This window comes from Prochlorococcus marinus str. MIT 0917 (assembly GCF_027359575.1).
GTDB classification, from domain to species: Bacteria; Cyanobacteriota; Cyanobacteriia; order PCC-6307; family Cyanobiaceae; genus Prochlorococcus_B; species Prochlorococcus_B marinus_D.
Genome location: NZ_CP114784.1, coordinates 1659372 through 1671510 on the forward strand (window position 1 = coordinate 1659372; position 12139 = coordinate 1671510).

The following is a 12139-nucleotide window of genomic DNA, read 5'->3' on the forward strand; positions in this document are numbered from 1 at the left end:
AACCTTTTAATTGAAATGGATACTCAAGCATTCAAGCAAACTCTTCATAAATCAGATAGATATAACAGGAGAGGATTTGGCTCTGCCAATAAACGAGCTCAGGCCTTGGCAGAGGCTTATCAAAGTGGACTAATAGGATCAATCAGAGATAATGGAAATGAATTAGAGCATGGTCGACTCAAAGTTAAAATTGCAGAGGCTTTTGGTTTTTGTTGGGGAGTAGAAAGGGCTGTAGCAATGGCTTATGAGACTAGAAAGCATTATCCGAATGAAAAGATATGGATTACTAATGAAATTATTCATAATCCTTCCGTTAATGATCAGCTTAGGAAAATGGATGTACTTTTTATTACTGAGGAGAAAGGAATCAAAGATTTTTCAGGCGTAAAAGATGGAGATGTTGTAATTCTTCCTGCGTTTGGTGCAACTGTTCAAGATATGAAAATGCTTCACGATAGAGGCTGTCATATTATTGATACCACTTGTCCATGGGTTTCAAAAGTTTGGCATACAGTTGAAAAGCATAAAAAACATACATTTACTTCCATTATTCATGGGAAATACAAGCATGAAGAAACCCTTGCGACTAGTTCTTTCGCGGGAACTTATCTTGTTGTATTTGACTTGGATGAAGCCAATTATGTAGCTGAATATATTCTTGGTAATGGAAATAGAGAGGAATTCTTAAAGCGTTTTGCTAAAGCATCTTCTGCTGGTTTTGATCCCGATAAGGATTTGAAAAGAATTGGGGTCGCGAATCAGACAACAATGCTTAAAAGTGAAACCGAAGAGATAGGTAAATTGTTCGAAAAAACGATGCTAAAACAATACGGTCCAGCTGAATTAAATGAACATTTTCTAGCTTTCAATACTATTTGTGATGCCACTGAGGAAAGACAAGGAGCAATGTTTTCTCTAGTTGATGAACCTCTTGACCTTATGGTTGTTATTGGTGGGTACAACTCTTCAAACACTACTCATCTTCAAGAAATAGCCGTGAGTAGGGGTATTCGCTCTTTTCATATTGATACTCCAGAGAGAATTGGAGAAGAGACAAATACTATTACTCATATGCCACTTGAAGGTGAATTAATTACTGAGAAGGAATTTCTTCCAACTGGCAAAATTAAAGTGGGTATTACCTCTGGTGCCTCTACTCCTGATCGAGTGGTTGAGCATGTTATTCACAAGCTTATGAAAATAAGTGAAAAAGATTAATTAGGATAAATCACAATTTTGACCCAATTTCTCGTAAGATAAATCATCAATATTTGTCGAAGATGGCTCAACCTACCAGTTCTAATATTAAAGATTCAGACTCACAAAAGGTTGAAGTCGTTGTGCAGAGTCCTGAAGGAGAAGTAAATATTTTTGGAGAACTTTCAATATTAGTTCTTAGGGTTAGTTTTAGTTTGTTGATGGTTCATCATGGCTTGGAGAAATTAAATGATCCAGGAGGGTTCGCTGAATTTGTTGTGGGTAAATACTTCAGTTTTCTTCCTGGTGATCCTGTGATTTGGACATATATGGCTGCAGTTACTCAAATAGTTTGTCCAATTGGTTTAGCTACTGGTGTGTTGGCAAGATTATCCTCATTGGGCTTGTTATCAACTATGGTATTTGCGTTATATTTCCACTTTATAGATACTGGCTTAGAAGGATTCCCTTTCGCTGTAGTAGAAAATCACAATTACATATTTGAATTGTCAGCCATTTATGCAGCAATCTCATTTTATTTTTTATGTGCTGGTCCAGGAAGGCTTTCACTCTTTAGGAAATCAAATAAAATAACTTATTATCCAAAAGGTACGTAAGTTACGAGTAATTTCTAAGGTTAGATAAAAATATTTAAATTCAAAATTACTTATTATTAATATCAATGTAAAAAGTGTCTTTTACCAGTGAGAACCATTTTTATTCCTAAGTCATTGCATGCTTTAATAGAATCTTTGTCTCTTATACTTCCCCCCGGCTGAATAATTGAACGAATACCGTAATCAGCTGCCATCTTTACCGTATCGTCGAATGGGAAAAAACCATCACTAGCTAGAACAGCACCTTTTGATTTATTACCAGCAGATTCTAATGCAATTTTTGCTGAACCTATTCTATTCATTTGACCAGCTCCAATCCCTAGACTCTGCTGATTAGATGCTACAGCTATTGCATTTGATCGTATATGTTTTACAATTTTCCAAGCAAAAGACAAGTCTTTTAATTCTTCTTCTGTTGGGATTAATGTCGTAACATTCTCCCATTCTCCTTGATTAATAATGGGTTCATCCAAATCTTGAATTAATAAACCACCAAGTATGCTTCTTATATGATTTTTATCTGCTTTTTGAATAGACTCAGCTTTTAATTCTAGTAGCCTTAGATTTTTCTTTTTTGAAAGTATTTTTTTTGCATTATTATCAAAATATGGAGCTACAATACATTCAATAAATATATTTTCTAGTTCTTTAGCTGCAGCTTCATCAACAGCGCAATTTATTGCAATAATTCCGCCAAAAGCACTCACTCTATCGCAATCTAATGCTCTTTTAAGAGCTAAGTATGGAGAATCTCCAATTGCTACTCCGCAAGGATTTGTATGTTTAATTACTACCGCTGCTTTTTCATATGAAGGACTACTAATAGTATTTTCATATCCAAATTCACGAAGAGTAGATAAAGCAGCCTCCAGATCGAGAAGATTATTAGTACTTAATTCTTTCCCTTGTAATTGATTAGCTCCACTCCATCCTTTTTCAGGCTCTCCAAACCATGAGGCCTTTTGATGGGGATTTTCTCCGTACCTAAGTTCTTGTTTTAATGGCAATCTTTGCAACCAAGAAGCCTCTTGAGAGGAACTTTGGTTGGCAATCCATTTACTTATTGTTAGGTCATAGGTTGCAGTATGCTCAAAAGCTTGTTGAGAATAGTTTTTTCGTAATTCAGTAGTAATCTGTTTTGATTTATAGGCATTAATTAAGTTTGAGTATTGCCTTGGATCAGTAACTACAAGAACATCTTGATGGTTTTTTGCTGCTGCTCGGATCATTGTTGGCCCGCCAATATCAATATTCTCGATAGCTTCCTCCCATGAAACATTGTCTTTTGAAATTGTTTTTTCAAAAGGATATAAGTTCACAACCACCAAGTCTATTGGATTGATATTTTGGTTCTGTAAATCATCCAGATGAGATTGTTTATCTCTTCTGGCTAATATTCCTCCATGGATTTTAGGGTTTAGTGTTTTTACTCTTCCTCCAAGAATTTCTGGAAATCCTGTGTAATCTGCGACTCGTGTAACAGGAAGATTTTCACTCTCAATTAACTTTGCAGTTCCTCCACTTGAAATTATTTTGAAGCCCAATTCATTAACTAATGCTTGGGCGAGAGGAATTAAACCAGTTTTGTCTGAGACGCTTAGCAGAGCTATGGGTGACATCTTTATTGTTTGAAATCGATTCTTATCGATAACCTACGCATCAAAGACTCATATTGCATTCAAGATGACTGAACTAATCTTATTAAATTCTGAATTCGCAACAAATAGATTGGTTTTACTTCATGGTTGGGGAGCTGATGCAAATGATCTTGTACCTTTTGGAAAATTATTAACTGACGGTTTAAACGAGCGTTTTGAAATAGTTTCTTTCTCAGCTCCTCAGCCTCATCCAAGTGGATCAGGTAGACAATGGTATCCTTTGTATCCTCATGAATGGGAACAGGTCCCAAATGCAGTATTAGATCTTGAAAAGCGTTTAAATAATCTTTGCTTTAAAAAGATACCTTTAAATAAAACATTGCTACTTGGTTTTTCTCAAGGCGGTGCAATGGCATTAGAGCTTGCCATAAGAAATGACTTTGAGGGAGTGTTTGCACTTAGCTCTTATCCACATCCTGAGTGGAGACCTTTAAAAGATATGCCACCTATTTTCCTTTGCCATGGAATTATTGACCAAGTAGTTCCCAAAGCCGCTTCTCAAAAAAGTTTTGATATTTTATTAAAAAATGGAGTTAAATCAGAATTATATTTTTTTGATGGAGGCCACGAAATAACGAATGATCTAATTGAATATTGCCGAGAAAAGATTAAACAAAAATTTTTAAGTTAAACAAAAGCATATTCATACTCTTCGATTTCTTCCCAATCATCTGCTGTAAGTTCTAAGCCAGCAAAAATTTTGTCCTCACCAAGAAATTCAACAATAACTCTAAGGGAAGGGAAAAGAAAGTGATTTTCCTCAGCGTACTGAGCGCTAAACAAACCTTTTTCTCCCCAGAAGAAGCGATCAGTAGTATGTTCATTACGACGCACATTTAGTATTGCTGGTGCATATAAACCCTCCTCAGCAATAAATCGTCTTGCTGCAGTTACAGGCTTATGTTGACCTGTTCCTAAATGAAAAATAGGAACATGGGACATAACTCGCTGGCCTGCAAGTCTGCGTCTGCTAATTCTTTTACGCTTCTTAGACATGAAAAAAATTACCTTTATTGGGGATGAGAGGGATAGGGACTTTTCTTTTGTATTAGCTCTGGTTGAAGCTAGTTTTTTTAGAAAAATAGATTTGAAATTGAATTAGAAAGCTATTCTCAAATAATTCAAAGTGAACTACGGAGGTTACCCATCAATCTCTTCCGCAGAATAAAAGTCACTCAAAGTGATCACTTTTTAATTAAATTTGAGATAACCTCCTGTTAGGGATCTAAAATCTTTATCCACATCTTAATACTTTTTTCAAATTTTTCAAGTTTTTGAATACTTCTTTTCCCTTCTCTAAAATTGCATAATGAGCGCAATACAGTATTCAGAAAGGTTTTTGAATTTTGTTCAACAACAGTTGATGAGCTTTCAAGCTGATCAACTGTTGGAGCATGTTGTTGTTTATGTAGCCCGATCTGGAGATAGTGGGTCCCCTACTTTGGAAGTAGTAGGACAATGGCCGAAGTCAGAAAAAATATTACAGCCTGTAGAAACTGATATAGCTCTTCGTACTCCATCTTCAAATAGAAGATGGTACCCGCTACAAGAGGGATCAATATTATTGGGTGTTATTCGCGCGGAGCGAATTGCTTCTGAGGAGGAATGGCCTGAATTCGTTGACCAACGATTGCAATCAATGTCAATCTTATTGGCTAATTCTCTTGCCTCTGAACTTGATAGAAAAAGGTTGTTAGATCAATTGGATGATCAAAAGGAGCAGATATCATTAATGGTTCATCAATTAAGAAATCCATTAGCTGCTCTTGGAACATATGCAAAACTTCTTTTGAGAAAAATAGGCCCTGAAAGTGAACATGAAAACCTTGTAAAAGGACTGATTTCAGAACAAGCACAAGTTAATAAATATCTTTCGGCGCTAGATCAACTGAGTCAAGTGAAACTACCTCAAGCTGATGATGGATCAAACAGATTGCTCTTGCCTCCACTTTTGCCAACTGAGGCAAATATCACTGTAAAAAGCTTAATAGAACCTTTGATTGAAAGAGCGAAAGCCAGAGCTAATTTGCAAGGTAGAAAATGGTTTAGTCCTGCAGAATGGCCAACATGGATGGAATCAAAATCAATTTCAGAGGGTGTTATTGCTGAAATTGTTGCAAATCTGCTTGAAAACGCTTTTCGTTATAGCCCTCCTCAATCATCCATAGGAATAGAATTAGTTGAAGAGGGTATTTGTATTTGGGATGAAGGTATCCCTATAAAGGAGGAAGAAAGAGAAAAGATTTTTGAGAAAGGTTTTAGAGGTGAAAGTGGTGCGAAAATGTCTGGAAGTGGAATTGGTCTTGCTCTAGCTAGAGATTTGGCTAGACAATTAGGTGGAGATTTAAAACTAGTTGTCAATCCGAACATATTCAAAAGTTCTTTGCCTAAATCAGGCAATGCTTTCATTTTTAATTTGGAGCCAAAATGATACTTAATAGTAATAAATTAGTTGTTTCTGTTATGACTAAACTTGCTCCATAGCTATCACCACTATGCCCACCTAAATATTTGTTTATTAAGTGTGGGATTGAAATGGATGTGATTAAACCTGATAAAATACAATATGTTAATAAAAAAGTATTATATATACTTAAACTATTTAGCGATAAAAAAAGAATTATGCCTATAGAAATTATTACCAATGATGGTCTTATTTCTTTAGATAGGCCTCTCCAGTATTCATGATGAATTGAAGTTGATTCTTTTTTGAAAAGATATTCATAATTTTCAATTGCAAAAAGTTGGGAAATTCTTCCCCAAAAGGCAGCTAAAGGGAAGGCAAAAGGAGCATAAAAACTAAGTTTGATAATTGCTGCTATTTGAAGAATTAAAATGATTACTAAACTTTGCACACCTATCGCCCCAACTCTGCTGTCTTTCATTGCTTCTATTCGTTTTGATGGACATGCACCCATGCCATCGGCTGTATCCATTAAACCGTCAATATGAAGTCCACCAGTTATGAAGATGCTGATTGCAATAGATATCAAAGCGACAGAAATATTTGGCCAATTAAAGTATCTCAATAAAAGCCAAGAAGATGATTGTGAAAAGCCAATTAATACTCCTATTAAAGGCGCAAAACGAGCAATTCTTTTGAATTTAGGTTTAATTTTTGGCCATTGAGGAAAAATTGTGTAGAAAACCCATGCACCTGCAAGGTCATTTAGCCAGCTTTTAAAAATCAGAATTACAACCTCAACTGTTTCTTAGTTACCAAATTAGTTATATAACTAATTTAAGTTATGGAATATTTAGGAATAATTGAAAAAGCCCTTATTTGATTTCAAAATCAAAAGCAGATGTAAGTCGACATTAGCTCGTGTCTGTTCTTTTAAAACGCCAAATGGCATTGTAAATACTCCTAGATTTATGCCAGTAGGGACTTTAGGAACAGTCAAAGGCGTTACATCTGATCAGTTAAAGAAAACAGGAGCAGAAATGATTCTTGCAAATACTTTTCATCTTCATCTGCAACCTGGGGAAAAGATTGTTCAAGAGGCAGGGGGACTACATGAATTTATGAGCTGGAAGAAGCCAATACTTACTGACTCAGGCGGCTTTCAAGTATTTAGTTTGGCAAAGTTAAATAAAATTGATGATGAAGGTGTTTCGTTTCAAAGTCCAAGAGATGGTAGAAATATTTTTTTAACTCCTGAAAAAGCTATAGAAATTCAAATGGCTTTAGGCTCCGATATAGCAATGGCTTTTGATCAATGCCCCCCTTATCCAGCGAGCGAATCGGACGTTGAAGAGGCTTGTAAAAGGACTCACCATTGGTTAGAGAGGTGCATAAATGCCCATGAAAAAGAGGATCAAGCAGTTTTTGGAATAGTTCAAGGGGGTTGCTTTCCTCATTTAAGGGAATTGAGTGCAAAAATCGTCTCGGGATTTGATTTGCCTGGGATCGCTATAGGAGGTGTGAGTGTAGGTGAACCAATAAATCAAATGCATAAAATCGTACGAGAAATCTGTCCTCTATTACCTGAAGATCGACCCAGATATCTTATGGGAATAGGGACATTGCGAGAAATGGCTGTAGCAGTGGCAAATGGAGTTGATCTTTTTGATTGTGTAATCCCTACGCGCTTGGGAAGGCATGGTAGTGCTTTGGTGAACGGTGAGACATGGAACTTAAGAAATTCACGCTTTAAAGACGATTACAGGCCACTGGATTCATCTTGTCCTTGTGAAGCTTGTACTGGATACACAAGGGCATACATACATCACTTAATTCGCAACAAAGAGTTGCTAGGTCTGACACTTTTGAGCTTGCATAATCTCACTCATTTGATCCGTTTTACAGGCGCTATGAGGAAAGCAATCCTTGAAGGTTCTTTTTCAGAGGATTTCGCTCCGTGGCAGAGTGACTCTAAAGCGCGTCATACGTGGTAGCGTGCGTGCTTAATACGTCCATTATTTATTAGGGATGGCACTGATTAATCTCGACTTACTTGCTGAACTTCCGGTTGCTTACCAGGCTTTTGCACCAACAGTGGATGTACTTCCGCTTATACCTCTTTTCTTCTTTCTGCTTGTTTTTGTTTGGCAAGCGGCAGTTGGCTTTCGTTAAAAGAGAAGTTTTTTCTTCTTGTTCTTTTACAAATTAAGTAATCTCTTAGAATTTCTTAACAAAGTAAAACTTTTGCCCGAATTAAAACATTGGGCAAAATTTTTGCTTTTTTTAGAGAATCGATAAGTCTTATTTTAAATACCTTTTTTTAGCAAAATGTCTTCGCTTGGCATTGATACAGCTTTCTCAATTAAATCAGCAAGGTGTAGCGCTCTAGATGCTTGAAGCCCTCCAACTGCTGGTTTCTCCTTCCCTCTAACGCATTGTAGAAAATGCTCAAGCTCTGCATATAGAGGCTCAATTGATGTTGTACTTACTTCTTCAATAAAACCATCATTTCTATAAAGTAATTCTCCATGATCAGCTGAATACCACTCATGAGCTTTTCTATGGATGTGAATATTGTGATTTAGGAAATCTGTTTCTATAAGACTTTGTTTGCAATGCGCGCTCAAGCTTCTGATTTTTTTGTGACTCATTTTGCTTGCAGTCAAACTTGCTACCACCCCGTTTTGAAAACCTAGTGTCGCATTAACGTAATCCATGGGTCCATTTCCACTGCATCCTCCAACTGCAGCAAGCCTTATAACTTTTGAATTTGCAAGTTCAATAACTAAATCAATATCGTGAATCATTAGGTCCAATACGACTGAAACATCATTAGCTCTCTCGGGATGAGGGCTATGCCTTCTGGCTTCAAGAACTACAACTTCTTCATTAGCGACTACTTTTGTTAATTCTCTGAAAGCAGGATTAAATCTTTCTATATGGCCAACTTGTAATAATTTTTTCGCATTGTTTGAGGCATTAATTAAAGATGAGGCTTCTTCTTTATTTGCAGCTATTGGTTTTTCAATTAACACATGTTTTCCGGAGTTTAGACATTCTAGGCCTACTTCTTGGTGAAATAAAGTAGGCACAGCTATACATACTGCTTCTACTTGATGTAATAGATCCTTGTAATTTTTATACCAATTACAATTAAATTGTTCCATTGCTAATTTCCCTCTTTCTTTGTCTAAATCTGCAACTCCTACTAGTTCAGCATCTTTGAGAAGACTTAATACTCTTGCGTGGTGCCACCCCATATTCCCAATTCCGATTACACCAACTTTTACGGGAATAATATTTTTATTAATCTTGGAGTTGGTTTTCATATTTTTTTGTTATTAAGAAATTTAATTTTTTAATAATTTCGGAAGGGTTATTTTTACTTTATTTATTCTTGGACCTTTCATGGAGATGATTTCAAATACGATTTCATTATGAACCAAAGTTTCTCCTGTATTAGGTATTTCTTGGAGTTTTTCTAAAACAAATCCAGCAAGAGTGTAATGATCTTCTGCTTCTGGTAGTTCTAGTTTAAGTTCTCTATTTAGTTCTATTACTTCTATATCCCCCGAAGTAATCCATATTTTTTTTAAGTCATCAATAGGTCTTAGCTCAGATTCTTTATTATCAAATTGAATCTCATCGCCAACAATTTCACCTGTTAAGTCTGCTGATGTTATTAATCCTTCAGTTCCTCCATATTCATCAACAACTAAAAGTAGTGGGTTCCCATTTTTGATAAGGGGTAATAATTCGGCCAAAGTAGAAGTTTCTAAAACACGAACAACTGGATTTATATAGGGCTCTAATGATGTGTTGGCTTGCATTTTTCCATTAGCTATTGGATCAGCAAGTTGCCTTAAATCCAAAACCCCAAGAACATTATCAAGTGAATCATCAATTACTAAGTATCTTGCATGACGAGTTTTGTGAACTTCTTCCATCATTTGTGAGAAGGAAACCTCTTTTGGAAGGGTAACCATCCCTGACCTTGGAACCATTACTTCTCTGACTTGTGTGTCTCTGAGTGCAAAAACACCTTCAAGTATGTTTCTTTCGTCAGGTTTTAATCCTGTTACGCCACCAGTTTCAATTAATTTTTCTAATTCTCCTGCAGAGAATGCAGCTGTTGTAAGACTTTCTGATTGAGTATTGAGTCCAAATGATCTAAGTATTAATAAAGCAAGTCCTTCTAGCAAAGAAAGAAATGGTGACATCCATTTTATTGCTGCTTCAATTAGAGGTGATAGTTTTAGGGCAGAAGCCTCTGGTTGATTTAGAACAAGTGCTTTTGGAAGCAGACCAGATATCAGAGTTGCTAAAAGTACAACAATAATAAAAAGTCCTATATCTAAAAAATAGTTAATTTGACCATTATTTCCCCACCATTGAAGCGCGAAATTTTTGCAGATCCAACCAATTGAAACTAATGAAATAGTTATTCCTAGCTCTGCTATTAAGAGGGTTCTTCTAAGCCTTTTCTGCAGACGAATTATAGAATTGGAACCAGGAAGTCCATCTTCAACCAACCTTTGAACCTTAGTTGAACGAAGCCGCAAAATGGCAAATTGACCTGCATTGAAAAACGCTGGTATCACAAGCAATATACAAAGAATTAATAAACTCATTAATAATTTTTCTATGGGGGTGGCGAGGATCGAACTCGCCTAAGGCGAATTATGAGTTCGCTGCATTCACCAGATTGCTACACCCCCAAAAAGCAGAACTAAAACTTTTTTTGATAATAGTTAATTAGTTTGCCTAAAGTAAATATATATCTAATCCCACCAAGATGTTTAATAATTAAACTTGCATATAAAGATATGAACCCATTGAATTCTTCTTTAGAGGGAATGAAAGAAAATCTTTTAACTTTATTAGCTCAAAAAGCTTATAGGTTTGGCGATTTTTCTTTGGCTTCTGGGAAAAAAAGTTCTCATTATGTCAATTGCAAGCCAGTTTCTCTCTCAGGTCCAGGCCTCTTGTCGATCAGTTCCCTATTTCTGAGACAAATAAATGAAAGTGATAGCGGCGTAGCTGGTTTAACTTTGGGTGCTGACCCTCTTGTTAGTGGCGTTGTAATGTTGGCTGCTCAATCAGATATTGATTTAAGCGGTTTAATAGTAAGAAAAGAAGCTAAAGGTCATGGCACTGGAGCATGGTTAGAAGGACCTTTGCCTCCTAAGGGTTCTATGATTACTGTCCTAGAAGATGTTGTGACAACTGGTGGCTCTTCTTTAAGAGCTGTTGAACAACTTAGAAATCAAGGTTATTTAGTTAACCAAGTACTAGCAATAGTCGATAGAGAAGAAGGAGGAGCAGATGCCATGTCTAAAGTTGATTTGGATTTGAATAGCCTTTTCTGTTTAAAAGAGATTGTAGAAAGAGCTAAAAGAATGTAATGACAGAAACTAAATCATTGATCTGGGATGAAACATTTCCTTCATTACTTCTCAAAGGGAATGGGACTGCTGCTTTTTTACATGGTCAAACGACTGCAGATATTTTTGCTCAGCAACAACTAGAAGGAGTATTTTTGAGCTGTTGGTTGTCAACTAAAGGAAGTTTAAAAGCTTTATTGGAAATTCGAATTTCAAAGAATATGGCTGAAATAGTTATAATCGCTGGTGAAATTAATTCTATAATTGAAGGATTTGAATCAGTTATATTTCCAGCTGATAAAGTAAAGTTAGAAGTTCTAAAACCAATAAGAAGAATTCAAAAAATAAATAATTATCAATCATGGAAGGAGTTAAATTCTAGTTGGATACGTAATAGTGAGTTAATTGAAAGTGAAATTTCTAAGTACACTAAAGCAACAAAAGAAGAGTTGCAAATATGGAAAACAAGACAAGGTATACCTGCTTTTGATAGAGAGATGAATGGAGAAACAAATCCCTATGAATTAGGTTTAGGAGATATTATAAAGCTTGATAAAGGTTGTTATTTAGGACAAGAAGCAATTGCAAGATTTTATAGAAGTAAATCTGTAAAATATCAACTTCGTTATTGGGAAGCTTTTGGTGAAGCTGATAATTTAGATATTGGTAAAAATTTTTTTAATACAATTAAAGATAACGAATTAAGAAAAAAAGTAGGAGTTATTACATCTTCAATGAAGATCAACGATAATTTTCTTTGTGGACTTGCATTAATCAAAAATAATTTTATTAATAAGGATATTTGCTTTTCTGAAAAAGAAGAATCTATAATTTTTAAAAAGCCAATCTCATTCGTTCAGGCTTTTTAAGCTATTAAGA

At 35.6% G+C, this 12139-nt stretch carries 13 protein-coding genes and 1 tRNA gene; 8 read left to right on the top strand and 6 right to left on the bottom strand.

Translation table 11 applies throughout. The annotated features are described in order from the left end of the window. Positions 1-15 precede the first annotated feature (15 nt). Positions 16-1218, top strand: a complete 1203-nt coding sequence (locus tag O5637_RS09225) for a 4-hydroxy-3-methylbut-2-enyl diphosphate reductase (RefSeq protein ID WP_269604427.1) — start codon at positions 16-18, stop codon at positions 1216-1218. Between the two features lie 62 nt (positions 1219-1280). Further along, entirely contained in the window at positions 1281-1814 is a 534-nt protein-coding gene (locus O5637_RS09230) for a DoxX family protein (RefSeq protein WP_269604430.1), read from the top strand. 62 nt (positions 1815-1876) lie between these two features. Here the strand turns inward: O5637_RS09230 and purH are convergent, their stop codons facing one another. Beyond that, positions 1877-3433: a bifunctional phosphoribosylaminoimidazolecarboxamide formyltransferase/IMP cyclohydrolase gene (gene purH, locus O5637_RS09235; protein WP_269604431.1), complete on the bottom strand. Its 1557-nt coding sequence runs from the start codon at positions 3431-3433 to the stop codon at positions 1877-1879. A gap of 64 nt (positions 3434-3497) precedes the next feature. Here purH and O5637_RS09240 point away from each other — a divergent pair, with 64 nt between their 5' ends. Then, a complete protein-coding gene (locus O5637_RS09240) occupies positions 3498-4103 on the top strand; it encodes an alpha/beta hydrolase (RefSeq protein ID WP_269604432.1) in 606 nt (201 codons plus the stop codon). Here the strand turns inward: O5637_RS09240 and O5637_RS09245 are convergent. Beyond that, entirely contained in the window at positions 4100-4468 is a 369-nt protein-coding gene (locus tag O5637_RS09245; RefSeq protein ID WP_011294267.1) for a DUF3155 domain-containing protein, read from the bottom strand. The genes O5637_RS09240 and O5637_RS09245 overlap by 4 nt on opposite strands. A gap of 313 nt (positions 4469-4781) precedes the next feature. On the opposite strand from O5637_RS09245, the gene O5637_RS09250 reads away from it, so the two are divergent. Beyond that, the gene (locus O5637_RS09250) at positions 4782-5903 is read left to right on the top strand and encodes a sensor histidine kinase (RefSeq protein WP_269604434.1); all 1122 of its coding nucleotides are present in this window, start codon (positions 4782-4784) and stop codon (positions 5901-5903) included. Here O5637_RS09250 and O5637_RS09255 read toward each other — a convergent pair. Beyond that, a complete protein-coding gene (locus tag O5637_RS09255) occupies positions 5884-6666 on the bottom strand; it encodes an adenosylcobinamide-GDP ribazoletransferase (RefSeq protein WP_332299762.1) in 783 nt (260 codons plus the stop codon). The genes O5637_RS09250 and O5637_RS09255 overlap by 20 nt on opposite strands. Positions 6667-6739: 73 nt before the next feature. Between O5637_RS09255 and tgt the strand changes: the two genes are divergently transcribed. Both tgt and O5637_RS09265 read left to right on the top strand, forming a co-directional pair. Next, positions 6740-7870: a tRNA guanosine(34) transglycosylase Tgt gene (tgt, locus tag O5637_RS09260; RefSeq protein WP_269604436.1), complete on the top strand. Its 1131-nt coding sequence runs from the start codon at positions 6740-6742 to the stop codon at positions 7868-7870. 34 nt (positions 7871-7904) lie between these two features. Further along, positions 7905-8048: a photosystem II reaction center protein K gene (locus O5637_RS09265; RefSeq protein WP_269604438.1), complete on the top strand. Its 144-nt coding sequence runs from the start codon at positions 7905-7907 to the stop codon at positions 8046-8048. A 134-nt stretch (positions 8049-8182) separates the two neighbouring features. Here the strand turns inward: O5637_RS09265 and O5637_RS09270 are convergent, their stop codons facing one another. The 3 genes from O5637_RS09270 to O5637_RS09280 all read right to left on the bottom strand — a co-directional run bounded on the left by O5637_RS09270 (position 8183) and on the right by O5637_RS09280 (position 10594). Then, on the bottom strand, positions 8183-9205 hold the full coding sequence (locus O5637_RS09270; RefSeq protein ID WP_269604439.1) for a Gfo/Idh/MocA family protein: 1023 nt from the start codon (positions 9203-9205) through the stop codon (positions 8183-8185). A 21-nt stretch (positions 9206-9226) separates the two neighbouring features. After that, a complete protein-coding gene (locus O5637_RS09275; protein WP_269604441.1) occupies positions 9227-10507 on the bottom strand; it encodes a hemolysin family protein in 1281 nt (426 codons plus the stop codon). A 14-nt stretch (positions 10508-10521) separates the two neighbouring features. After that, a tRNA-Ile gene (locus O5637_RS09280) sits at positions 10522-10594 on the bottom strand. 108 nt (positions 10595-10702) lie between these two features. Here O5637_RS09280 and pyrE point away from each other — a divergent pair. Next, complete coding sequence (gene pyrE, locus O5637_RS09285; protein ID WP_269606969.1) at positions 10703-11281, top strand: orotate phosphoribosyltransferase; 579 nt, start codon at positions 10703-10705, stop codon at positions 11279-11281. Next, positions 11281-12129, top strand: coding sequence for a folate-binding protein YgfZ (locus O5637_RS09290; RefSeq protein ID WP_269604442.1), 849 nt, complete (start codon positions 11281-11283; stop codon positions 12127-12129). The genes pyrE and O5637_RS09290 overlap by 1 nt, the downstream gene beginning before the upstream one ends. The last annotated feature ends 10 nt before the right edge of the window (positions 12130-12139 follow it).

What these genes read in the sequence shown, in the direction of transcription:
- O5637_RS09225 (WP_269604427.1), top strand. Translation starts at nt 16, where the DNA reads ATGGATACTCAAGCATTCAAGCAAACTCTTCATAAATCAGATAGATAT.
- O5637_RS09230 (WP_269604430.1), top strand. Translation starts at nt 1,281, where the DNA reads ATGGCTCAACCTACCAGTTCTAATATTAAAGATTCAGACTCACAAAAG.
- purH (WP_269604431.1), bottom strand. Translation starts at nt 3,433, where the DNA reads ATGTCACCCATAGCTCTGCTAAGCGTCTCAGACAAAACTGGTTTAATT.
- O5637_RS09240 (WP_269604432.1), top strand. Translation starts at nt 3,498, where the DNA reads ATGACTGAACTAATCTTATTAAATTCTGAATTCGCAACAAATAGATTG.
- O5637_RS09245 (WP_011294267.1), bottom strand. Translation starts at nt 4,468, where the DNA reads ATGTCTAAGAAGCGTAAAAGAATTAGCAGACGCAGACTTGCAGGCCAG.
- O5637_RS09250 (WP_269604434.1), top strand. Translation starts at nt 4,782, where the DNA reads ATGAGCGCAATACAGTATTCAGAAAGGTTTTTGAATTTTGTTCAACAA.
- O5637_RS09265 (WP_269604438.1), top strand. Translation starts at nt 7,905, where the DNA reads ATGGCACTGATTAATCTCGACTTACTTGCTGAACTTCCGGTTGCTTAC.
- O5637_RS09270 (WP_269604439.1), bottom strand. Translation starts at nt 9,205, where the DNA reads ATGAAAACCAACTCCAAGATTAATAAAAATATTATTCCCGTAAAAGTT.
- O5637_RS09275 (WP_269604441.1), bottom strand. Translation starts at nt 10,507, where the DNA reads ATGAGTTTATTAATTCTTTGTATATTGCTTGTGATACCAGCGTTTTTC.
- pyrE (WP_269606969.1), top strand. Translation starts at nt 10,703, where the DNA reads ATGAACCCATTGAATTCTTCTTTAGAGGGAATGAAAGAAAATCTTTTA.
- O5637_RS09290 (WP_269604442.1), top strand. Translation starts at nt 11,281, where the DNA reads ATGACAGAAACTAAATCATTGATCTGGGATGAAACATTTCCTTCATTA.